Genomic DNA, 20,362 nt, shown 5'->3' on the forward strand with positions numbered 1-20,362 from the left:
GGGTGGTGGGTCAGCGGGTGTGGTAGTTGGGCGCCTCGACGGTCATCTGGATGTCGTGCGGGTGGCTCTCCTTGAGCCCGGCCGCGGTGATCCGGATGAGCTGGCCGCGCCGGTGGAGCTCGGGGATGCTCTCGGCGCCGGAGTACCCCATCGCCAGCCGCAACCCGCCGACGAGCTGGTGGGCGACCTGGGCGAGCGGCCCCCGGTACGGCACCTGGCCCTCGACGCCCTCGGGGACCAGCTTCTCGTCGCTCGTCACGTCCTGCTGGAAGTAGCGGTCCTTGGAGTACGACTTGGCCTGGCCGCGGGACTGCATGGCGCCGAGCGAGCCCATCCCCCGGTAGGCCTTGTACTGCTTGCCGTTGATGAACAGCAGCTCGCCCGGGCTCTCCTCGCAGCCGGCGAGCAGGCCGCCCAGCATCACCGTGTCGGCGCCGGCCACCAGGGCCTTGGCGATGTCGCCGGAGTACTGGATGCCGCCGTCGCCGATCACCGGCACGCCGGCCGGGCGGGCGGCCCGGGCGGCCTCCATGATCGCGGTGATCTGCGGTACGCCGACCCCGGCGACGATCCGGGTGGTGCAGATGGCACCCGGGCCGACGCCCACCTTGACGCCGTCCGCGCCCGCGTCGACCAGGGCCTTGGCGCCCGCGTAGGTGGCGACGTTGCCGCCGACGACGTCGATGGCCACGTCCTTCTTGAGCCGGGCGACCATCTCCAGCACGGCCCGCTGGTGGCCGTGCGCGGTGTCCACGATCACCACGTCGACGCCGGCGTCGACAAGGGTGCGGGCCCGCTTGTACGCGTCCTCGCCCACACCGATGGCGGCGGCCACCCGGAGCCGGCCGGCCTCGTCCTTGGTGGCCTCCGGGTACTGCTCGCTCTTGGTGAAGTCCTTGACCGTGATCAGCCCGCGCAGCTTCCCGGACTCGTCGACGATCGGCAGCTTCTCGACCTTGTGCTGGCGCAGCAGGGCCAGCGCCTCGTCCTTGCCGACGCCGACGCGGGCGGTGATCAGCGGGGTCCGGGTCATGATCTCGCGGACCGGGGTGGCCGGGTCGGAGACGAAGCGCATGTCCCGGTTGGTGACGATGCCGACCAGCTGGCCCTGCCCGTCGACCACCGGGACGCCCGAGATGCGGTAACGCCCGCAGAGCGCGTCGACCTCGCGGAGGGTGTCGTCCGGGCTGGCGGTCACCGGGTTGGTGATCATGCCGGACTCGGAGCGCTTGACCAGGTCGACCTGGAGGGCCTGGTCCTCGACGGAGAGGTTGCGGTGCAGCACGCCGATGCCGCCCTGGCGGGCCATGGCGATCGCCATCCGCGCCTCGGTGACGGTGTCCATCGCGCTGGAGAGCAGCGGGATGGTCAGCTCGACGTTGCGCGTGAGCTGGGTGCGGGTGTTCACCCGGCTCGGCACCACGTCCGACTCGCCCGGCTGGAGAAGCACGTCGTCGAAGGTCAGCCCGAGCGGCACCACCCGGGCCGAGCCGGCGGGCAGCTCCGGCAGATGGCCGCTCAGCTCACCGCCGTCGCGGCCGGCCGGGATCTCGGTGCTGGGCGAATTCTCCACGATTGCTCCCCTGAGCTGGTCGGACGGGCTGCAGCGAGGCGGCGCGCGCGGGCACCGGCGCACGCCGGCAAGACGGCGCGTCGCTTCATCGTACCCATTGACCTGGGCGGCCCCCGGCAGCGGCGGGCCCGGGTCGGCGGCGCCACAGGGAGTCGCCGGGGCGGACTTTCCGGCGCGGCGGGGACTACGGTGAGGGGGTGCACGACGAGCCCATCGACCCGTTCAACGGCGACCCGGCCGATCCGGCTGCCGGTCTGCACGACCCGCGCGAGGACGACCCGCTCGACCCGCTGACCGAGATCGAGCGGCAGGACGTCCTCGAGGATCTTGCCGACCTGGAGATCTACCAGGCCCTGCTGCAGCCGATCGGCGTCCGCGGCCTGGTCATCGAGTGCGAGGACTGTCGCGAGCCGCACTACTTCGACTGGGACCTTCTCCGCGGCAACCTGCGCCACCTGCTCGACTCGGGGCGACCCCGGGTGCACGAGCCGGCCTACGACCCGGATCCGGACCACTACGTGAGCTGGGACTACGCGCGCGGCTACGCCGACGGCGTGCACGACACCCTCACCGAGGGCACCGACGACTCCGCCGAGGAGTGAGCGGCCGGCTCAGGCGACCAGGCCGGCGCGGAAACCGGCGGCCACCGCGTGCGCCCGGTCGCGCGCGCCGAGCTTGCGGAACAGCCGGCGGGCGTGCGTCTTGACGGTGTCCTCCGAGACGAACAGCTCCCGCCCGATCTCCGCGTTGCTCTTCCCCTCGGCCATGCCGAGCAGCACCTGAAGCTCACGCTCCGTGAGGCCGATCGCGCTGCGCGGCGTGCGCGCCGACCGCTGCGGGCCGCCCGCCGGCGCGGCCTCCGTCTCGCCCGCCGCCGGGTCGGCCGGGTCCTCGCCGCGCTGCACCGGGACCACCGTGGGCCCCCCGCCGGGACCCTCCGCCGACCCCGCCGGCCACGCGGCCCCGGCGGGGGTACGCCCCGGCGCGGCCGACCGGGCCGGCCCACCGACCGCCGCGGCGTCCCGGGCCGGGTCGCTGACCCGGTGCCGGTTCGTGCGCCCGGGGGCGGAGAGCAGCAGCAGCGCCTTGGCGACCGCGCTGGTCAGGTCGTGGTCGGCGTTCTGGATGAGCCCCCGGGCGCCGGCGCTGATGGTGGCCGCCGCGGCCTCCGACTCCTCGGCGCCGAGCAGCAGCACGGCGGCCTGCGGGGCACGGGCGAGCACCCGGCGGACGAAGCCGGCGCTGTCCGGCCGGGTGAGGGCGGTGTCGGCCAGCACCACGTCGACCTGACGCTCGGCGAGCCGCAGCATCACCTCGGGGTCGGAGACGGCCGTGCGGAGCACGCCCGACAGCCCGAGCCGCGCCGCCGCGGAGGTCAGGTGCTGGGCTGCGAGTGGTGTCCGAACGCACACAAGAACGCTACGCACAGTGGTCTCCTCTCCGCCTCAGAGCAGACCACGACGGGGTGTGCTCGGGAGGAGGTTCCGGGCAATCATCCGAACTTTTCCGGCAGATGGGGCATATGCCGCCGAGTGTCCGAGGTTTTCGATCACAGATGTGTGAGGGCGGGAAAGCCCGGGTACCGAGGGGTCACTCCGGAAACGGTGTCCCGCGCGGACCACCGCACCGGTGGGAGCTGGCCACGATGATTCTCCGCGGTGCCGCGCGGGAGGAGGGGTGCTGATGTCGAACGTACGCAGGCTGCCCGGACCCATTGTCGACCTCTGGGACTGGCAGCGGCTCGGTGCCTGCCGCGGGCGGGACAGCGCGCAGTTCTTCCACCCGGACGGCGAGCGCGGCTCGTCGCGGCTGCGCCGCGAGTCCGGCGCCAAGGCCGTCTGCCGCGCCTGCCCGGTCCGCGCCGAGTGCGCCGCGCACGCCCTCTCGGTCCGCGAGCCCTACGGCGTGTGGGGCGGCTTCAGCGAGTCCGAGCGGCTGCGGCTGCTGGCCCTCGGCTGGGAGGACCTGGCGGACCGCCGGCAGGCCCGGGTGGACGTCGCCCGGCTGGAGGCCCGCCTCGGCCGGCCGCACAAGTCCGCCGTCCCGGACCAGCGCAAGATCGCCTGACCCTCACCGACCGCCGCCGACGCCGCGCTCCTCTCCGGGGGCGCGGCGTCGCCGTGCTCTCTCTCCCGGGCGCGGGTCGCCGTGCTCTCTTCTGAAGCGCGGCGACGCCGCGCGTCTGAGTCGTTCACGGCATCACGTTCGTAGGCTCCGACGGAGACCCTGGGGACGCGACGGACTGCGGGCCTGGCCACCTCCGGCCGCGCACCATCGCGGTCCCGTTGCGGGACCGGTGAGGCGCCGGTCAGCCGACGGTGACCTTGACCGTGTGCCAGCCGGTGGCGCCGTCGGGCGCGACCGGGCGCCGCTGCTCGGGCTGGGTCTCCCCGGTGGAGTCGGTGGCCCGGACCTGGAGGGTGTGGTCGCCCGGGGTGGCGTCCCAGCGCCACGACCACTGCACCCAGGTGTCCACCGAGACCGTCGGGGCCAGTGTCGCCTCCTGCCAGGGGCCGCCGTCGACGCGTACCTCAACCGTGCGGATGCCCCGGTGCTGGGCCCAGGCCACGCCGGCCACGGTGACCGGGCCGGCGGTGAGCCGGTTGCGCGAGCGCGGCGTGTCGATCCGGGACTGCGTCCTGATCGGCCCCTGCGCCGACCACCCGCGCGGCACCCAGTACGCGTCGAAGTCCGCGAAGCTGGTCAGCTCCAGCTCGGTCACCCACTTGCAGGCCGAGACGTACCCGTAGAGGCCGGGCACCACCATCCGCACCGGGAAGCCGTGCTCGACCGGCAGCGGCTCGCCGTTCATCCCGACCGCGAGCAGGGCGTCCCGCCCGTCCCGCAGGACCGCGGTGGGGGTGCCGCAGGTCCAGCCGTCGACCGAGCGGCCGACCACCTGGTCCGCCCCCTCCTCCGGCTCGACCTCGTCCAGCAGCTCCCTGATCGGCACGCCCAGCCAGCGGGCGTTGCCGATGAGGTCGCCGCCCACCTCGTTGGAGACGCAGGCCAGGGTGACGTAGCGCTCGACCATCGGGCGGGCGAGCAGGTCGTCGAAGCTCAGCTCGATCGGTTTCCGTACCCGGCCGTGGATGCGCAGCCGCCAGGTGGCCGGGTCGACCTGCGGCACCACCAGGGCGGTGTCGATCCGGTAGAACTCCCGGTTCGGGGTGACGAAGGGGGCGAGCCGGCTGACCGACAGGTCGGCGCCGGCCGGCACCGGCGGGGCGGGCACCGCCGGAGCGGGCAGCCGCACCGCCTCGCGGGCCGCCGAGACGCCCCGCCGCCCGGCCAGCCAGTGCCCGCCGAGCCCGGCGACCGCCGCCGTGCCGGCCAGCAGGCCGACGCCGCGCAGGAACCGGCGGCGCGACTCCTGGTCGCCGCCGTCGAGCGGTTCCCACCCGGCCGGAGTCTCGTCCCGCGCGAGCGCGGCCACGGCCGGGGGCGGGGCGGGTGCCGACGGCGTGGACGCGGACGGCTCCGACTCCGGCGTCGCCGGCGCCGTCCGCGGCCCGGCGCCCGCGCCGAGCGGACCCGCCACGAAGGCCCAGAGCGTCAGCGCCCCCAGCAGGCCGCCGACCAGGGAGGGCAGCGCGTCGAAGGCGTCCGCGCCGGCCCGGGTCAGCGCGGCGGCCACCCCGAGGGCGGCGAACGCCGCGATGCCGGCCAGGCCGATCCGGAGCCGCCGGGCCGCCAGCACGCCGACCAGCGCCGCGATCGCGGCCAGCAGCACCGCCGTGCCGACCAGGAGAGCGATCTTGTCGTGCCGGCCGAAGACCGCGATGGCGAAGTGCTTGAGCGGCTCCGGCACCACGTCGACGACCAGCCCGCCGACCGCGATGATCGGCGCGGACCGGGGGCCGGTGAGGACGGCCACCGGTTCGGCCGCGCCGATCGCGACGGCCGCGGCGGTGACCCCGGCCAGCGCGGCCTGACCGCGCGACATGTTGCTCACGGCGACCAGTGTCGTCGGTCGGAGCGGCCCGCCGCCAACCTCGTCAGCGTTCCGTAAGCAGAGACGGGTCAGGGCACACCGCCGGGTGGCGGTGTGCCCTGACGTCAGGCCGGGCGGCTCGGGATCAGAAGCCCGGGCCGTGCTGGTGGCCGTGACCGTGGCCGTGGCCGTGACCGGCGTCGGCCGGCTCGGCCTTCTCCGGCTTCTCCACCACGAGGCTCTCGGTGGTGAGCAGCAGGCCGGCGATCGACGCGGCGTTGGTGACCGCGTTGCGGGTCACCTTCACCGGGTCGAGGATGCCGGACTTAACCAGGTCGACGTACTCGCCGGTGGCGGCGTCGAGGCCGTTGCCCCACTCCTGGGCGGCGACCTTCTGCACCACCACGTAGCCGTCGTGGCCGGCGTTCTGGGCGATCCAGCGCAGCGGCTCGACCAGCGCCTTGCGCACGATCGAGACGCCGACCTTCTCGTCGCCGGTGAAGCCCAGGTCGTCGTCGAGCACCGGCAGGATCTGGGCCAGGGCGGCGCCGCCACCCGGGACCGTGCCCTCCTCGACCGCGGCCTTGGTCGCGGCGATCGCGTCCTCGATGCGGTGCTTGCGCTCCTTCATCTCGACCTCGGTGGCCGCGCCGACCTTGATCACCGCGATGCCGCCGGAGAGCTTCGCCAGCCGCTCGGCCAGCTTCTCCCGGTCCCACTCGGAGTCCGAGGCCTCGATCTCCTTGCGGATCTGGGCGACCCGGTCGGCGACCTCGGCGGCCTGGCCGCCACCGTCGACGACCGTGGTGTTCTCCTTGTCGACCACGACGCGGCGGGCGGTGCCGAGCACCTCCAGGCCGACCTGGTCGAGCTTGTAGCCCAGCTCCGGGGCGACCAGCTCGGCGCCGGTCAGGATCGCCATGTCCTGGAGCATCGCCTTGCGGCGGTCGCCGAAGCCGGGGGCCTTCACGGCGCAGACCTTGATGGTCTTGCGGATCGCGTTGACCACCAGCGTGGACAGGGCCTGGCCCTCGACGTCCTCGGCGATGATGAGCAGCGGCCTGCTGTTCTGGAGGACCTTCTCCAGCAGCGGCAGCAGCTCCTCGATCGCCGAGATCTTCTGCGTGGTGATCAGGATGTACGGGTCCTCGAGGACCGCCTCCTGCCCCTCCACGTCGGTGACGAAGTTCGGCGAGATGAAGCCCTTGTCGAACTGGAGACCCTCGGTGACCTCCAGCTCGGTGGTGAGGGCGGAGCCCTCCTCGACGGTGATGACACCGTCGCGGCCGACCCGCTCCATCGCCTCGGCGATCAGCTCGCCGATGGTGGAGTCCTGCGCGGAGATGGTCGCGACGTGCGCGATCGACTCCTTGTCGGCCACCTCGACGGCCCGGCCGAGCAGCGCCTCGGAGACCTTGGTGGCCGCCGCGTCGATGCCCCGCTTGATGCCGGTCGGGTTGGTGCCGGCGGTCACGTTGCGCAGGCCCTCGCGGACCATGGCCTGGGCCAGCACGGTCGCGGTGGTGGTCCCGTCGCCGGCGACGTCGTTGGTCTTGGTCGCCACCTCCTTGACCAGCTGCGCGCCGAGGTTCTCGTAGGGGTTGGTGAGCTCGATCTCCTTGGCGATGGTCACGCCGTCGTTGGTGATCGTGGGGGCACCAAACTTCTTGTCCAGGACGACGTTGCGCCCGCGCGGGCCGAGAGTGACCTTGACCGCGTCCGCGAGGGCGTTGACACCGTGCTCCAGCAGGTGCCGGGCGTCGTCCGAGAAGCTCAGGATCTTCGCCATCTGTATCCCTTCGAAGCGACGCTGCCCCGGCCCGGCGAGCCGGACCGGGGCAGCGACACTGATCGGTTGCTTACTTCTCGATGACCGCGAGGACGTCGCGGGCGGAGAGCACCAGGTACTCCTCGCCGGCGTACTTGACCTCGGTGCCGCCGTACTTCGAGTAGAGGACGGTGTCGCCGACCTTGACGTCGATCGGCACGCGGTTGCCCTTGTCGTCGATCCGGCCCGGGCCGACAGCGAGGACGGTGCCCTCCTGCGGCTTCTCCTTGGCGGTGTCGGGGATCACGATGCCCGAGGCGGTGGTGGTCTCGGCCTCGTTCGCCTGGACCACGATGCGGTCCTCGAGCGGCTTGATCGCAACCTTGGTCGCGGTAGTCACGGGCATACCCTCCTGGGGTACTTGGTGTCGTTGCCGGTCGGCACGCCGACCAGCGTCAATCTGCCACATGCCACCGGGCGGGGCCGTCGTCGCGGGTGCCGGTCCGCCTGGCGCTCAACCCCCGGACACCAGGGCCCGGGCGTTGGCACCCTCAGGGTGAGAGTGCTAATCGCAGGTTATTCCTCGGCTAGCACTCCGTCAAGGAGAGTGCCAACGCGCCGCGCCTCGTGTCGCCGGCCCCGGGCCGGACCGGCGCCGCCGGCGACGCGCGCCAGGGGTCCGGGCCGGCCGCCCGGACGTGGCCGGGAGAATGCGCGGGTGGACCTGGAACAGTTCGCCGCCCTGCGTACCCCCGAGGGGTCGGCCGCGCTCGACGCGGCGGCGCGGGTGGCCGGCGGCGACCCGCTGACGGCGGCGGCGGCGCTCCGCACCGCCGGGGTGCCGGCCGGCCTCGCGGCGGCGGCGCTGACCCAGGCCGAGCTGCGCCGGCGCGCGGTGGGCAAGTTCGGCCCGGCGGCACGCGGCATGTTCCTCACCCGGGCGGGCCTGGAGCAGGCCACCCGGGGGGTCGTGGCGCGGCGCCGGGCGGAACGCCTGCGCGCCGCGGACGTGGCCACGCTTGCCGACCTCGGCTGCGGCCTCGGCGCGGACGCGCTCGCCGCAGCCGGCGCCGGCATCCGGGTGTACGGCGTGGAGGCCGACCCGGTGACCGCCGCCATGGCCGCCGCGAACGCCGAGGCGGCCGGACTGGCCGACCGGTTCACCGTGGAGTGCGGGGACGCCACGGCGTTCGACGTGGGCCGGGTCGACGGGGTCTTCTGCGACCCGGCCCGCCGGAAGGCCGGCACCGGCCGGCGGATCTTCGACCCGAACGCCTACTCGCCGCCCTGGGACTTCGTGACGGGGCTGGCCGCGCGGGTGCCGCGCACGGTGGTGAAGGTGGCCCCTGGGCTGGACCACGCGCTGATCCCGGCAGGCGCCGAGGCGGAGTGGGTGAGCGTCGACGGCGACCTGGTCGAGGCCGCGCTCTGGTGCGGCGAGCTGGCCGGGGTGCCCCGCCGCGCCACCGTGCTCCGGGAGAGGGAGGGACGGCTCAACGCCCACCAGCTCACCGGCAGCGGCGACGCCGAGGCGCCGGTGGACGGGCCCCGCCGCTTCCTGTACGACCCGGACCCGGCGGTGGTGCGCGCACACCTGGTCGCCGAGCTTGCCGGCGACCTCGACGCGACGCTGGCCGACCCGAGCATCGCCTACCTGTACGGCGACGAGGCCCGGCCGACGCCGTTCGCCCGCTGCCTGGAGGTCACCGACGTCCTGCCGTTCTCGCTGAAGCGGCTGCGCGCGCTGCTGCGGGAGCGCCGGGTCGGACGGGTGGAGATCCTCAAGCGCGGCTCCGCGCTGGAGCCGGAGAAGCTGCGCCGGGATCTGAGGCTGGCCGGCGACGCGGCGGCCAGCCTGGTGCTGACCCGGGTGGCCGGCGCGCCGACCGTGCTGCTCTGCCGCCCGGCGCCGGGCTGAGCGGGACGCGCGGCGGGTCAGGACGCTTCGCGGACGCGCAGGTCGGCCAGCCACACCTCGGCCAGGTCGCTGAGCGCGACGTCGAGGACCTCGCTGAGGCAGACCACGGTGCCGAACGCGGGCGCCGGGAGCCGGCCCACCTCGATCTTGCGCAGCGTCTCGGGCGAGATGCCGGCCGCCAGGGCCACCTCGACGAGGCTGCGGCCACCTCGCGCGACCCGGAGCGCCGCCCCGAGACGTTGCCCCGCGGCGATCTGTTCCGGCGTGAGCGGTGGGCGAACCATGCCAGCAGGATATCCGCCTTCCCGGATCGGCGAAGCCGACCGGGCGGGCGCCTCGGCCGGCCTGGTATAAATATACCGCACCGGAAGGAAGGGTTGATCGTGATCGAACTGAAGTCGGCCGAGGAGATCGACCGGATGGCCGAGACCGGCCAGTTCGTCGGCGAGCTGCTGGCGGAGCTGCGTGAGACCGCCGCCGTCGGGGTCGACCTGATGGACCTCGAACACCACGCCCGCCGCCGGATCAGGGAACGTGGCGCGGAGTCCTGCTACTGGGACTACACGCCGTCGTTCGGCCGCGGCCCGTTCCGCAACGTCCTGTGCCTCTCGGTCAACGACGCGGTGCTGCACGGCCTGCCGCATCCCTACGTCCTGCGCGACGGCGACCTGCTGAGCATCGACGTGGCGGTCGGGCTCGACGGCTGGGTCGCGGACTCCGCACTGTCCGTCGTCGTCGGCACCCCGGCCCCGGAGGACCTGAAGCTGATCGAGGCCACCGAGGTCGCACTGGAGGCCGGGATCGACGCCGCGCGGGTGGGCAGTCAGCTCGGCGACGTCTCCGCCGCCATCGGCGACGTGGCCCGCCGCTACGGCTACCCGGTGAACAACGAGTTCGGCGGGCACGGCATCGGCCGCACCATGCACGAGGCCCCGCACGTGCCCAACAGCGGCCGCCCCGGCCGGGGCATGCGGCTCAGGCCCGGCCTGACGATCGCCATCGAGCCGTGGTTCTGCCGGGGCACCGACAGGATCAGGTTCGACGGGGACGGGTGGACGATCCGGTCCGCCGACGGCTCGCGCTCCGCCCACTCCGAGCACACCGTCGCGATCACCGAGGCCGGCCCCCGGGTGCTGACCCGCCGACCCGGGCACGACACGAGGCCCGGCGACCGCAGCGGGCGGTCGGCCGCGTCGGCCTGACGAGCGTCCCCGTCGGCGCGGCGCGCGGCCCGAGCAGGCCGGTCGCCCTCTTCCCGGCCGGTGATTTCGGCTCGCCCGCCGGACGGGAGCCGGGTTAGCTTGTCGCTCATGGCGGGACAGGGCACTCCGGCGACGGCACTGCTGACCAAGCGGAAGATCGCGCACAGCACCCACCCGTACGACGTCTCGCCGGACGCGCCGAACTACGGCGCCCTGGTCGCGGCGGCCCTCGGGGTGCCTCCGGCCCGGGTGTTCAAGTCGCTGGTCACCGAGGTCGACGGCGGGCTGACCGTGGCGGTCGTGCCGGTCACCGGCGAGCTGGACCTCAAGGCCCTCGCCGCCGCGGCCGGCGGGAAGCGGGCGGCCATGGCGGACCGGGCGGTGGCCGAGCGCGCCACCGGGTACGTCCGCGGCGGGATCAGCCCGCTCGGCCAGCGCAAGCGGCTGCCCACGGTCGTCGACGCCTCGGCGCTGGCGCATCCGACGGTCTACGTCTCGGCGGGGCGCCGCGGCCTCCAGCTCCAGCTCGCCCCGGCCGACCTGGTCGCGCTGACCGGGGCCGTCACGGCGCCGATCGCCTCCCGCTGAGCGCCGGCCCTGGGAGCGTTTCCGCACGCCACCCGGATGGAGCGCTCTCTGCAGGTGACAACGGGGTGCCACTGGCGTTGCTGAATTGTTACTGCCGCCAACAAACTTCTGACCTCGGCTCTCTTGCGCGCCTCCGCGGGGGAGGAATACGTTGCCGGGCACAACAAAACACCGACACCACTCCCCCAACCCCCGAAAGGACCCATGCATATGCGCAAGGGCTTCCTCACCTTCGCGGCAGTCGGTCTTCTCGCGACCGGCAGCATGGCCGCCTGCGGTGACAACGGCGGTTCCGACCAGGCCGGCGGCTCGACCGACAAGAAGCCGAAGATCGGCGTGATCCTCCCCGACAGCAAGTCCTCCGCCCGGTGGGAGGGCGCCGACCGCAAGTACCTCAAGGAAGCGTTCGACGCGGCCGGTGTCGAGTCGGACATCCAGAACGCCCAGAACGACAAGAACGCCTTCCAGACCATCGCCGACCAGATGATCACCAACGGCGTCAACGTGCTGATGATCGTCAACCTGGACTCCGGCACCGGCAAGGCCGTGCTCGACAAGGCCAAGTCGCAGGGCGTCGCCACCATCGACTACGACCGGCTGACCCTGGGCGGCTCGGCCCAGTACTACGTCAGCTTCGACAACGAGGCGGTCGGCAAGCTCCAGGGCGAGGGCCTGAGCAAGTGCCTGACCGACAAGGGCGCCAAGAACCCGTCGATCGCCTACCTCAACGGCTCGCCGACCGACAACAACGCGACCCTGTTCAAGAACGGGTACGACTCGGTGCTCAAGCCGAAGTTCGACTCGAAGGAGTACACCAAGGTCGCCGACGACTCCGTGCCCGCCTGGGACAACGCGCAGGCCGCCACGATCTTCGAGCAGCAGCTCACCAAGGCCCGCGGCAAGATCGACGGGGTGCTGGCCGCCAACGACGGCCTCGGCAACGCGGCCATCTCGGTGCTGAAGAAGAACAAGCTCAACGGCAAGGTCCCGGTGACCGGTCAGGACGCCACCAAGGAGGGCCTGCAGAACATCCTCGTCGGCGACCAGTGCATGACGGTCTACAAGGCGGTCAAGAAGGAGGCTGACGCCGCCGCCGAGCTGGCCATCGGGCTGGCCAAGGGCCAGAAGAAGGACACCGGACAGACGGTCAAGGACCCGGAGGGCGGACGGGACGTCCCGGCCGTGCTGCTGGAGCCCAAGGCGATCTACAAGGACAACGTGAAGGACGTCGTGGCGGACGGCTACGTCACCAAGGACGAGCTCTGCACCGGCGCCTTCGCCAAGCTCTGCACCGACGCCGGCATCAGCTGACCCCCACCCCGCACCAGGCGGCGCCGCCCGGCACGGACACCCGTGCCGGGCGGCGCCCGCGCCGGACGGGATCCGAGACCTCCCCTCCGTTCCGAAGGAGAACCCCCGTGTCCGCAACCCCCCTGCTGGAGCTACGCGGGATCGACAAGAGCTTCGGTCCCGTCCAGGTGCTGCGCGATGTGGCCTTCACCGCGTACCCCGGCGAGGTGACCGCGCTGGTCGGCGACAACGGCGCCGGCAAGTCGACCCTGGTCAAGTGCATCAGCGGAATCCACCCCACCGACGGCGGGGAGTTCCGCTTCGACGGCCGGCCGGTGAGCATCAACAGCCCGCGCGACGCCGCCGCGCTGGGCATCGAGGTCGTCTACCAGGACCTCGCGCTCTGCGACAACCTCGACATCGTGCAGAACATGTTCCTCGGCCGGGAGAAGCGCAGCGGCATCGTGCTCGACGAGCCGACCATGGAGCAGATGGCCGCCGAGACCCTGGCCGGCCTGAGCGTGCGGACCGTGAAGTCGCTGCGCCAGCACGTGTCCAGCCTCTCCGGCGGGCAGCGGCAGACCGTGGCCATCGCCAAGGCCGTGCTCTGGAACAGCAAGCTGGTCATCCTGGACGAGCCGACCGCCGCCCTCGGCGTCGCGCAGACCGCACAGGTGCTGGAGCTGGTCCGCCGGCTCGCGGACAACGGCCTGGCCGTGGTGCTCATCTCGCACAACATGAACGACGTCTTCGCGGTCTCCGACCGCATCGCCGCGCTCTACCTCGGCCAGATGGTCGCCCAGGTGAAGACCAGCGACATCACGCACGCGCAGGTGGTCGAGCTGATCACCGCCGGTCGCTCCGGCAACCTCGGCCTCGCCGATTCGGGCAGCAACGGCACCGGGGCCGCGCCCGCCGACACGACTCCAGGAGCCGTCCGATGACCACCACCGCCGTCAAGAGGGAGGGCCCCGCCGCGGTCACGCCGGCGCCCACCCTCGGCACCCACCTCAGCAACTACTGGCGCCGGGTACGCGGTGGCGACATCGGCGCGCTGCCGGCCGTGTTCATGCTCTTCGCGCTGGTGGTCGGCTTCTCGATCGCCCGGCCGACCTTCTTCACGGCCGGCAACTTCGCCAACCTGTTCACCCAGGGCGCCGCGACCACGCTGATCGCGATGGGTCTGATCTTCGTCCTGCTGCTCGGCGAGATCGACCTCTCCGCCGGCTTCGCCAGCGGCGTCTGCGCCGCCATCCTGGCCAACGCGGTCACCGAGCGCGGCTACCCGTGGTACGTGGCGATGCTCGCCGCCGTGATCACCGGCGTGGTGATCGGCACCATGCTCGGCCTGCTGGTGGCGAAGGTCGGCATCCCGTCCTTCGTGGTCACCCTCGCCGGCTTCCTCGCCTTCCAGGGCATCGTGCTGATGCTCATGAAGGAGGGCTCCAACATCTCGGTGCGGGACGACACCATCCTCGCCATCGCCAACCGCAACCTCTCCCCCACGCTCGGCTGGGCGCTGGCCGCGGTGGCCGTCGCCGCGTACGCGGCCGTGCAGCTGCTGCGCCACCGCAACCGGGCCGCCCGCGGCCTGCTCACCGACCCGATCGCGGTGGTGGGCGCCCGGATCGCCGGCCTCGCGGTCATCCTCGGCGCGGCGGTCTACGTGCTCAACCTGGAGCGCAGCCGCAACGTGCTCGTCGTCTCGCTCAAGGGCGTGCCGATCGTGGTGCCGATCATCGCGGTGCTGCTGGTCGTCTGGACGTTCGTGCTCCAGCGCACCAGCTACGGCCGGCACGTCTACGCGGTCGGCGGCAACGCCGAGGCGGCCCGCCGGGCCGGCATCAACGTCGACCGGATCCGCATCTCCGTCTTCGTCATCTGCTCCACGATGGCGGCGATCGGCGGCATCGTGGCGGCCAGCCGGGCCAACTCCGTGGACCCCAACACCGGTGGCAGTAACGTACTGCTCTACGCCGTCGGCGCGGCGGTGATCGGCGGCACCAGCCTCTTCGGCGGCAAGGGCCGGATCCTCGACGCCGTGCTCGGTGGCGCGGTGGTCGCGGTCATCGACAACGGTATGGGACTGATGGGTTACAGCTCGGGCGTGAAGTACGTGGTCACCGGCGTGGTCCTGCTCGCCGCCGCCACCATCGACGCGCTGTCCCGCCGGCGGGCCGCCGCGACCGGCACCCGCTGAACCCGGCACGGAACATGACGGTGGCGATGCGCGCGGGACCGAGCCAGGACGAGATCCGTCGGCAGAACCTGGGCGCGCTGCTCCGGTACGTGCACGTCCGGGGCGCCACCAGCCGCGCGGAGCTGACCACCGCGCTCGGCCTCAACCGCAGCACCATCGGCGCGCTGACCGCCGACCTGGCCGGCGCCGGTCTGGTCAGCGAGGGGACGCCGAAGGAGACCGGCCGGGCCGGACGACCCTCGCTGGTCGTCCGGCCCGAGTCGGCCCGGGTCTACGCGTACGCGTACAGCGTCGAGGTCGACCGGCTGCGGGCCGCGCGGGTCGGGCTCGGCGGTGAGGTGCTCGACCGCCGGGAGCTGGACCGGCCGCGGAACCTGGTCGCCGGGGACGCCGCGCCGCTGCTGGCCGACGCGGTCCGGGAGATGCACCGCGCGGTGCCGCCCGACTCGATCTGCGTCGGGGCCGGCGTGGCGGTCTGCGGCATGGTCCGCCGCGAGGACGGGCTGGTCCGGCTCAGCCCGACCACCGGCTGGGTGGACGAGCCGCTCGGCGCGGCGCTCGCCGCCGAGCTGGGTGTCGACGTGCCCATCACGGTGGGCAACGTGGCCGACGTGGCCGCCTTCGCCGAGCACGCCCGGGGCGTCGCCGCCGGCTGCGACAACGTCATCTACCTGTACGGGGACGTCGGCGTCGGCGCCGGCATCATCGCCGGCGGCCGGCGGCTCACCGGGCACGGCGGCTACAGCGGCGAGGTCGGCCACATGGTGGTGGTCCGCGACGGCATGCGCTGCGACTGCGGGCGGCGGGGCTGCTGGGAGACCGAGATCGGCGAGCACGGGCTGCTCCGCGCCGCCGGCCGCTCCGACGCCCGGGGCCGGGAGGCGCTGCTGGCGGTCTTCGACGCCGCCGACCGGGGCGACGCGCGGGCCCAGACCGCCGTGCGGCAGGCCGGCGACTGGCTCGGCTTCGGCGTGGCCAACCTGGTCAACATCTTCAACCCGGAGATGGTCATCTTCGGCGGCACCATGCGCGACCTCTACCTGGCCGCCGCCGCCCAGGTGCGCAGCCGGCTCAACTCCAACGGGCTGCCCGCCTGCCTGGAGCACGTGCGGCTGCGCACCCCGAAGCTCGGTGACGACGCGGCGCTGATCGGCGCCGCCGAGCTGGCCTTCGAACGCCTCCTCGCCGACCCGCTCGACGTCGGCTGAACTGATCGGGTCCGTGATCCGTACCAGTGTGCGGACGGGCGGCCGGCGGGTGCGGCCCGCCCGCGACATCCGCGTACCGGTCCGGACCGAGGAGGCACCCCCACCATGGCACCGCTGGAATCCGCACGCCGCCGGCTGGCGCACCGGGTGATCCTGCTGCTCGTCGCGCTCACCGCGGGGATCGGCGTTCTTCCCGGCGCGGCACAGGCCGCGCCCAACCCTGTCGTACAGCTCAACGCCGCCGACATGACGCTGCTCAACGGGGTACGGCTGGCCGGGCTCTGGGAGATGCCGGCCGGGCAGATGGCCGCCGAGAAGGGCCAGTCGAAGCGGGTACGGGAGATCGGCGCGGAGATCGCGCGCCAGCACGGCGTCCTGGACCAGCTCGTGGTCGAGGCCGCGAACAAGCTGGGCGCCACCCTGCCGACCACACCGACCACCCAGCAGCAGGGCTGGCTGACCGAGATGCAGAACGCCACCGGCGCCCAGTTCGATCAGATCTTCGTGACCCGGCTGCGGGTCGCGCACGGCAACATCTTCCCGGTGATCGGGGCGGTCCGGGCCAGCACCCGGGACCCGATCGTGCGCAAGCTCGCCGACCAGACGAACACCTTCGTCACCAACCACATGCTGATGCTGGAGAGCACCGGGCTGGTCCGCTGGCAGCAGCTCCCGCCGCCCGCGATGCCCCCGGCGCAGAGCGACTCGCTGATCGCCGCGGCCGGCGCCAACGTCGGCAGCGGCGGCGGGATCCAGGTCAGCACCACCGTGGTGTGGGCCGTCTTCCTGCTGGCCCTGGCCACCGGCGGGTACGCGACCTGGCGGCTGCTCCGCCGCTCCTGACCGCGCGGCACACCCGAGGCCCCACCGGTGCGACCGGTGGGGCCTTTCGCTCAGCCGTGCCAGGACCGCCACAGGGCGGCGTACGAGCCACCGGCCGCGACCAGCTCGTCGTGCGAACCCAGCTCGGTGATCCGGCCGTCCTCGACCACCGCCACCCGGTCCGCGTCGTGGGCGGAGAACAGCCGGTGCGCGATGGCGATGACGGTCCGGCCCTCGAGCACGGCGGCCAGCGAGCGTTCCAGCGCCCGGGCCGCCCGCGGGTCGATCAGCGAGGTGGCCTCGTCCAGCACCAGGGTGTGCGGATCGGCGAGCACCAGCCGGGCCAGCGCGACCTGCTGCGCCTGCGCCGGCGAGAGCTGATGCCCGCCCGCGCCGACCCGGGTGTCCAGCCCGTCCGGCAGCGCCTCCGCCCAGTCCCGCGCGTCGACCGCGGCGAGCGCCGCGCGCACCTCGGCGAGACCGGCGTCCGGGCGGACCATCGCCACGTTGTCGGCGAGGGTGCCGATGAAGACGTGGTGCTCCTGGCTGACCAGCGCGACGTGGGTGCGCAGCTCGGCCAGGGGCAGCCCGGACAGCGGCCGGCCGTCCACGGTCACCGTGCCGGCGCGCGGCTCGTGCACCCCGGCCAGCAGCCGGCCCAGCGTGGACTTCCCCGCGCCGGACGGGCCGACCATGGCCAGCTTCTCCCCCGGCCGGGGCACCAGCGTGACCCCGTGCAGCACGTCGTGGCCGGCGCGGTACGCGTACCGGACGTCGTGGGCGGCGAGCCGCCCGTCGTCGGAGACCGGCCGCCGGTCGGCCGCCTGCTCGGTGGCCTCCGCCGGACCGCCGGACACGCCGAGCAGCCGGGCCAGCGAGGCGCCGCCGACCTGGAACTCGTCCAGCCAGGACAGCAGCCGGTCGACCGGGTCCACCAGCTGCTGGGCGTAGAGGGTGGCCGCGGTGACCTGACCGAGGCTGGCCCAGCCCTCCAGGTAGAACCAGCCGCCGAGCAGCAGGGTGCCGACCACCGGCAGCAGGTAGCCGATCTCGGCGACCGGGAAGAAGACCGTCCGTAGGCTCAGCGTGTAGTACTCGGCGGCGTACGACCGGCGGATGTCGGCGTCGGAGCGGGCCCGGCGGCGGGCCTGCTGGCGCAGCGCCTCGGTGGTCCGCGCCCCCTCGACCGTCTCGCTGATCCCGTCGGTGATGTCGGAGTACGCGGCGTTCTCCCGCAGGTAGCCGGCCGGCGCCCGGCGCAGGTACCAGCGGGTGCCGGCGACCAGCAGCGGCACGGCGAGCAGGCAGGGCAGCACCAGCAGCGGGCCGGTCAGCACCAGCGCGCCGAGGATCAGCAGCACGGTGAGCGCCGAGATCAGCGTCTCCGGCGCGGCGAACCGGACCGTCCGGGACAGCGCGGCGACGTCCCGGGAGGTGCGGGTGAGCAGGTCGCCGGTGCCGGCGCGTTCCACGGTGGACAGCGGCAGGGCGAGCACCCGGTCGACGAACTCCTCGCGCAGCTCGGCGAGGACCCGCTCCCCGAGCCGGGCCGAGGCCAGGTGGGCGAAGCGGACCAGCACCGACTGGGCGACCACGAAACCGGCGATGGCCAGGGCCACCCGGTCCACGGTGACGGCGCCGACCCCGCGCGAGATCCCCTCGACCAGGTCGCCGAGGAGCCGGGGCGCGACCAGGCCGGCGGCCGCGGCGAGCGCGTGCAGGCCGAGCGCGGCGGCCAGGCCGCGCGGGTGCCGGCGGACCAGTTCCCGCGCGTACCGGCGGACCTGCTGCGCGTCGGCCACAGGCAGGGCGTTGCTCACCGGTCCTCCTCCTCCCGGCTCACCGTGGCCCGGTACCGGGGCTCGGCGGCGAGCAGCTCGTCGTGGCGGCCCTCGGCGACCACCTTGCCGTCCTCCACGAACACCACGTGCTCGGCGCGGCCGAGCACCAGCGGGCTGGTCGTGCAGACCAGCGTCGTCCGCCCGCGCCGGGCGGCGGCCAGCCGGTCGGCGATCCGCGCCTCGGTGTGCGCGTCCACCGCGCTGGTCGGCTCGACCAGGATCAGCGTCTCCGGGTCGGCGACCAGCGCCCGGGCCAGCCGCAGCCGCTGCCGCTGCCCGCCGGAGAACTCCCGGCCGCGCTCGGCGACCGGGCTGTCCAGGCCGCCGGGCAGCGCCTCGACGATGTCGGTGGCGCTCGCCGCGACCAGCGCCGCCTCGATCGCGGGGCCATCCGCCCGGTCGTGCGGGTCCAGCTCCGCGCGGAGGGCGCCGCTGAACAGCTGCGCGTCGTTGTCGGCCACCAGGATCCGCTCGCGCACCGTCGCCAGCGCCACGTCCCGCAGCGGTACGCCGTGCAGCGTCACGTCCCCGTCGGCGTACCGGCCCAGCCGGTCGGCGATCTCGACGGCGTCCTCGGGCGCGGTGGCGGCCAGCGCGGTGAGCCGGCCCGGCCGCAGCACCAGCCCGGAGCGCACGTCCACCAGCTCGCCCGGCCCCTCGGGCACGGGCACCGGGCGGGCCGGGTCGGTGAACTCCGGGGCGAGGCGGAGCAGCCGCACCACGCGGCGGGCCGCGACGTGCCCCCGGGTCAGCTTGTCGGCCGCCTCGGTGAGGTTGCGCAGCGGGCTGACCAGGAACGCCGTGTAGCCGTAGAAGGAGACCAGCTGGCCGGCGCTGATCTCGCCGCGCAGCGCGAACCGGGCCCCGAGCCAGGTCACCAGCACCACGAAGACCCCGGGCAGCAGGATCTGCGCGGCCTGGATGAGCGACTCCACCCGGGCCACCCGCAGGCCGTCGGCCCGCAGCGCCTGGGACTGCTCCCGGTAGCGGGCGCCCAGCACCGGCTCACCGCCCACCCCGCGCAGCACCCGCAGCCCGGACACGATGTCGCCGGCCCGTGCGGTCAGCTCACCGGTCGACTCCCGGTACGCCGCCTGCTGCCGGTGCAGCGGCCGGATGAGCAGCGCCACCAGCGCCATGAGCAGCGGCACCCCGAGCACCACCACGAGGCCGAGCGGCAGGGACGCGGTGAGCAGGATCACCGCCACGGTGGCGATGGCGACCACCGCGCCGGTGCCCCGGGCCGTGATGTCGATGGCGCTGCCGATGTGCTCGATGTCGGCCGTGCCGATGCTCACCACCTCGCCCGCGGCCACCCTGCGGGGCAGCGCGGCCCCGAGCCGGTTGGTGGCGTCCACGGTGACCTGCACGGTCCGGTACGCGGCGCCGAGCCAGTTGTGCACGGCGCAGCGGTGCCGCAGGATGCCGGCGGTCGCCTGGACGACGCCCAGCCCGAGCAGGACCAGGCCCCAGCGGAGCAGGGCGTCCGGGTCGCGGTGGGCGAGGCCCGCGTCGACGGCCCGGCCGACGGCGGCCGGCATCAGCGCCTGGGCGAGCATCCAGACGATGCCGAGGGTGATGGCGGCGCCGAAGTACAGGGGGTGCCGACCGGCGAGCCAGACCAGGTAACGGGTGGCGGACCGGGCGTCGGGGGTGCCGGGGTCGCCGGCGGGTGAGAAGCGCATGACCACCCGACGCTAGGTGCCGGGCCGGGGTGGACGCCAACCGGTTTCCCGCCGGCCGGGCCGGCCCGGGTCAGCGATCGACCTGCGTGAAGTCCCAGCTGTGCGGCGGCCGGGCGACCAGGCGCATGGGTGGCTCGGGCAGCTCCCGCGGGTTGCTCCGCCACTTCGAGATCACCACCACGCGGTGGTCGGTCGACGAGAACACCTCGCTGGACAGGTGCAGCGGTTCGTGCTCGAACTCGGGCAGCGCGGTCTCGCACACCCAGGTGATCAGGTCGGCGAAGCCGTACGGCTCGGCCTTCGCCTCCCACATCCGGACGATCACGTCGGTCC

Annotated in this window: 19 protein-coding genes; 10 read left to right on the forward strand and 9 right to left on the reverse strand. The window is 73.7% G+C overall.

Translation table 11 applies throughout. The annotated features are described in order from the left end of the window. Window positions 1-10 precede the first annotated feature (10 nt). Window positions 11-1,573 carry an IMP dehydrogenase gene (gene guaB, locus ACZ6PY_RS10935; RefSeq protein ID WP_466071212.1) on the reverse strand — a complete coding sequence of 521 codons (1,563 nt, stop codon included), beginning with the start codon at window positions 1,571-1,573 and terminating at the stop codon, window positions 11-13. A 197-nt stretch (window positions 1,574-1,770) separates the two neighbouring features. Here guaB and ACZ6PY_RS10940 point away from each other — a divergent pair, with 197 nt between their 5' ends. Beyond that, entirely contained in the window at window positions 1,771-2,175 is a 405-nt protein-coding gene (locus ACZ6PY_RS10940; RefSeq protein ID WP_151465105.1) for a DUF5319 domain-containing protein, read from the forward strand. Between the two features lie 9 nt (window positions 2,176-2,184). Here ACZ6PY_RS10940 and ACZ6PY_RS10945 read toward each other — a convergent pair whose 3' ends face one another. Continuing rightward, entirely contained in the window at window positions 2,185-3,000 is an 816-nt protein-coding gene (locus ACZ6PY_RS10945; protein ID WP_466071214.1) for a helix-turn-helix transcriptional regulator, read from the reverse strand. A 256-nt stretch (window positions 3,001-3,256) separates the two neighbouring features. Here ACZ6PY_RS10945 and ACZ6PY_RS10950 point away from each other — a divergent pair, with 256 nt between their 5' ends. Continuing rightward, the gene (locus ACZ6PY_RS10950) at window positions 3,257-3,640 is read left to right on the forward strand and encodes a WhiB family transcriptional regulator (protein WP_357938651.1); all 384 of its coding nucleotides are present in this window, start codon (window positions 3,257-3,259) and stop codon (window positions 3,638-3,640) included. Between the two features lie 241 nt (window positions 3,641-3,881). Here ACZ6PY_RS10950 and ACZ6PY_RS10955 read toward each other — a convergent pair whose 3' ends face one another. From ACZ6PY_RS10955 to groES, 3 genes are all read right to left on the reverse strand, one after another. Beyond that, entirely contained in the window at window positions 3,882-5,519 is a 1,638-nt protein-coding gene (locus ACZ6PY_RS10955) for a molybdopterin-dependent oxidoreductase (protein ID WP_466072056.1), read from the reverse strand. Between the two features lie 133 nt (window positions 5,520-5,652). Continuing rightward, window positions 5,653-7,296: a chaperonin GroEL gene (gene groL / locus ACZ6PY_RS10960; RefSeq protein WP_466071215.1), complete on the reverse strand. Its 1,644-nt coding sequence runs from the start codon at window positions 7,294-7,296 to the stop codon at window positions 5,653-5,655. Window positions 7,297-7,366: 70 nt separating this feature from the next. Then, the gene (gene groES / locus ACZ6PY_RS10965; RefSeq protein ID WP_018222648.1) at window positions 7,367-7,681 is read right to left on the reverse strand and encodes a co-chaperone GroES; all 315 of its coding nucleotides are present in this window, start codon (window positions 7,679-7,681) and stop codon (window positions 7,367-7,369) included. 312 nt (window positions 7,682-7,993) lie between these two features. On the opposite strand from groES, the gene ACZ6PY_RS10970 reads away from it, so the two are divergent. Then, window positions 7,994-9,193 (forward strand): THUMP-like domain-containing protein, encoded by a 1,200-nt coding sequence (locus ACZ6PY_RS10970; RefSeq protein WP_466071217.1) that lies wholly within the window; start codon window positions 7,994-7,996, stop codon window positions 9,191-9,193. A gap of 17 nt (window positions 9,194-9,210) precedes the next feature. Here ACZ6PY_RS10970 and ACZ6PY_RS10975 read toward each other — a convergent pair whose 3' ends face one another. Next, the gene (locus tag ACZ6PY_RS10975) at window positions 9,211-9,477 is read right to left on the reverse strand and encodes a helix-turn-helix domain-containing protein (protein WP_466071218.1); all 267 of its coding nucleotides are present in this window, start codon (window positions 9,475-9,477) and stop codon (window positions 9,211-9,213) included. A gap of 99 nt (window positions 9,478-9,576) precedes the next feature. On the opposite strand from ACZ6PY_RS10975, the gene map reads away from it, so the two are divergent. The 7 genes from map to ACZ6PY_RS11010 all read left to right on the forward strand — a co-directional run bounded on the left by map (window position 9,577) and on the right by ACZ6PY_RS11010 (window position 16,524). Beyond that, a complete protein-coding gene (gene map, locus ACZ6PY_RS10980) occupies window positions 9,577-10,395 on the forward strand; it encodes a type I methionyl aminopeptidase (protein ID WP_466071220.1) in 819 nt (272 codons plus the stop codon). 108 nt (window positions 10,396-10,503) lie between these two features. Further along, window positions 10,504-10,983: a Cys-tRNA(Pro) deacylase gene (gene ybaK, locus ACZ6PY_RS10985; RefSeq protein ID WP_466071222.1), complete on the forward strand. Its 480-nt coding sequence runs from the start codon at window positions 10,504-10,506 to the stop codon at window positions 10,981-10,983. Window positions 10,984-11,193: 210 nt separating this feature from the next. Further along, window positions 11,194-12,294 (forward strand): sugar ABC transporter substrate-binding protein, encoded by a 1,101-nt coding sequence (locus tag ACZ6PY_RS10990; protein ID WP_466072058.1) that lies wholly within the window; start codon window positions 11,194-11,196, stop codon window positions 12,292-12,294. A gap of 107 nt (window positions 12,295-12,401) precedes the next feature. Beyond that, window positions 12,402-13,217: an ATP-binding cassette domain-containing protein gene (locus ACZ6PY_RS10995; RefSeq protein ID WP_466071224.1), complete on the forward strand. Its 816-nt coding sequence runs from the start codon at window positions 12,402-12,404 to the stop codon at window positions 13,215-13,217. Continuing rightward, the gene (locus tag ACZ6PY_RS11000) at window positions 13,214-14,473 is read left to right on the forward strand and encodes a sugar ABC transporter permease (RefSeq protein WP_466071226.1); all 1,260 of its coding nucleotides are present in this window, start codon (window positions 13,214-13,216) and stop codon (window positions 14,471-14,473) included. The genes ACZ6PY_RS10995 and ACZ6PY_RS11000 overlap by 4 nt, the downstream gene beginning before the upstream one ends. Window positions 14,474-14,499: 26 nt before the next feature. After that, window positions 14,500-15,681: an ROK family protein gene (locus ACZ6PY_RS11005; protein WP_313724472.1), complete on the forward strand. Its 1,182-nt coding sequence runs from the start codon at window positions 14,500-14,502 to the stop codon at window positions 15,679-15,681. A gap of 105 nt (window positions 15,682-15,786) precedes the next feature. Beyond that, window positions 15,787-16,524 carry a DUF4142 domain-containing protein gene (locus tag ACZ6PY_RS11010; RefSeq protein ID WP_262283100.1) on the forward strand — a complete coding sequence of 246 codons (738 nt, stop codon included), beginning with the start codon at window positions 15,787-15,789 and terminating at the stop codon, window positions 16,522-16,524. A 50-nt stretch (window positions 16,525-16,574) separates the two neighbouring features. Here ACZ6PY_RS11010 and ACZ6PY_RS11015 read toward each other — a convergent pair whose 3' ends face one another. From ACZ6PY_RS11015 to ACZ6PY_RS11025, 3 genes are all read right to left on the reverse strand, one after another. Next, on the reverse strand, window positions 16,575-18,323 hold the full coding sequence (locus ACZ6PY_RS11015; RefSeq protein WP_466071228.1) for an ABC transporter ATP-binding protein: 1,749 nt from the start codon (window positions 18,321-18,323) through the stop codon (window positions 16,575-16,577). Then, window positions 18,320-20,029, reverse strand: coding sequence for an ABC transporter ATP-binding protein (locus tag ACZ6PY_RS11020; RefSeq protein WP_466071230.1), 1,710 nt, complete (start codon window positions 20,027-20,029; stop codon window positions 18,320-18,322). The genes ACZ6PY_RS11015 and ACZ6PY_RS11020 overlap by 4 nt, the downstream gene beginning before the upstream one ends. Window positions 20,030-20,099: 70 nt before the next feature. Next, window positions 20,100-20,354, reverse strand: a complete 255-nt coding sequence (locus ACZ6PY_RS11025) for a hypothetical protein (protein WP_091262671.1) — start codon at window positions 20,352-20,354, stop codon at window positions 20,100-20,102. Window positions 20,355-20,362 lie beyond the last annotated feature (8 nt).

The sequence above is a fragment of the Micromonospora sp. NPDC048907 genome (assembly GCF_055586885.1).

What these genes read in the sequence shown, in the direction of transcription:
- ACZ6PY_RS10990 (WP_466072058.1), top strand. Translation starts at nt 11,194, where the DNA reads ATGCGCAAGGGCTTCCTCACCTTCGCGGCAGTCGGTCTTCTCGCGACC.
- ACZ6PY_RS11000 (WP_466071226.1), top strand. Translation starts at nt 13,214, where the DNA reads ATGACCACCACCGCCGTCAAGAGGGAGGGCCCCGCCGCGGTCACGCCG.
- groES (WP_018222648.1), bottom strand. Translation starts at nt 7,681, where the DNA reads ATGCCCGTGACTACCGCGACCAAGGTTGCGATCAAGCCGCTCGAGGAC.
- ybaK (WP_466071222.1), top strand. Translation starts at nt 10,504, where the DNA reads ATGGCGGGACAGGGCACTCCGGCGACGGCACTGCTGACCAAGCGGAAG.
- groL (WP_466071215.1), bottom strand. Translation starts at nt 7,296, where the DNA reads ATGGCGAAGATCCTGAGCTTCTCGGACGACGCCCGGCACCTGCTGGAG.
- ACZ6PY_RS11010 (WP_262283100.1), top strand. Translation starts at nt 15,787, where the DNA reads ATGGCACCGCTGGAATCCGCACGCCGCCGGCTGGCGCACCGGGTGATC.
- ACZ6PY_RS10950 (WP_357938651.1), top strand. Translation starts at nt 3,257, where the DNA reads ATGTCGAACGTACGCAGGCTGCCCGGACCCATTGTCGACCTCTGGGAC.
- ACZ6PY_RS10955 (WP_466072056.1), bottom strand. Translation starts at nt 5,519, where the DNA reads ATGTCGCGCGGTCAGGCCGCGCTGGCCGGGGTCACCGCCGCGGCCGTC.
- ACZ6PY_RS11020 (WP_466071230.1), bottom strand. Translation starts at nt 20,029, where the DNA reads ATGCGCTTCTCACCCGCCGGCGACCCCGGCACCCCCGACGCCCGGTCC.
- ACZ6PY_RS11005 (WP_313724472.1), top strand. Translation starts at nt 14,500, where the DNA reads ATGCGCGCGGGACCGAGCCAGGACGAGATCCGTCGGCAGAACCTGGGC.
- ACZ6PY_RS10975 (WP_466071218.1), bottom strand. Translation starts at nt 9,477, where the DNA reads ATGGTTCGCCCACCGCTCACGCCGGAACAGATCGCCGCGGGGCAACGT.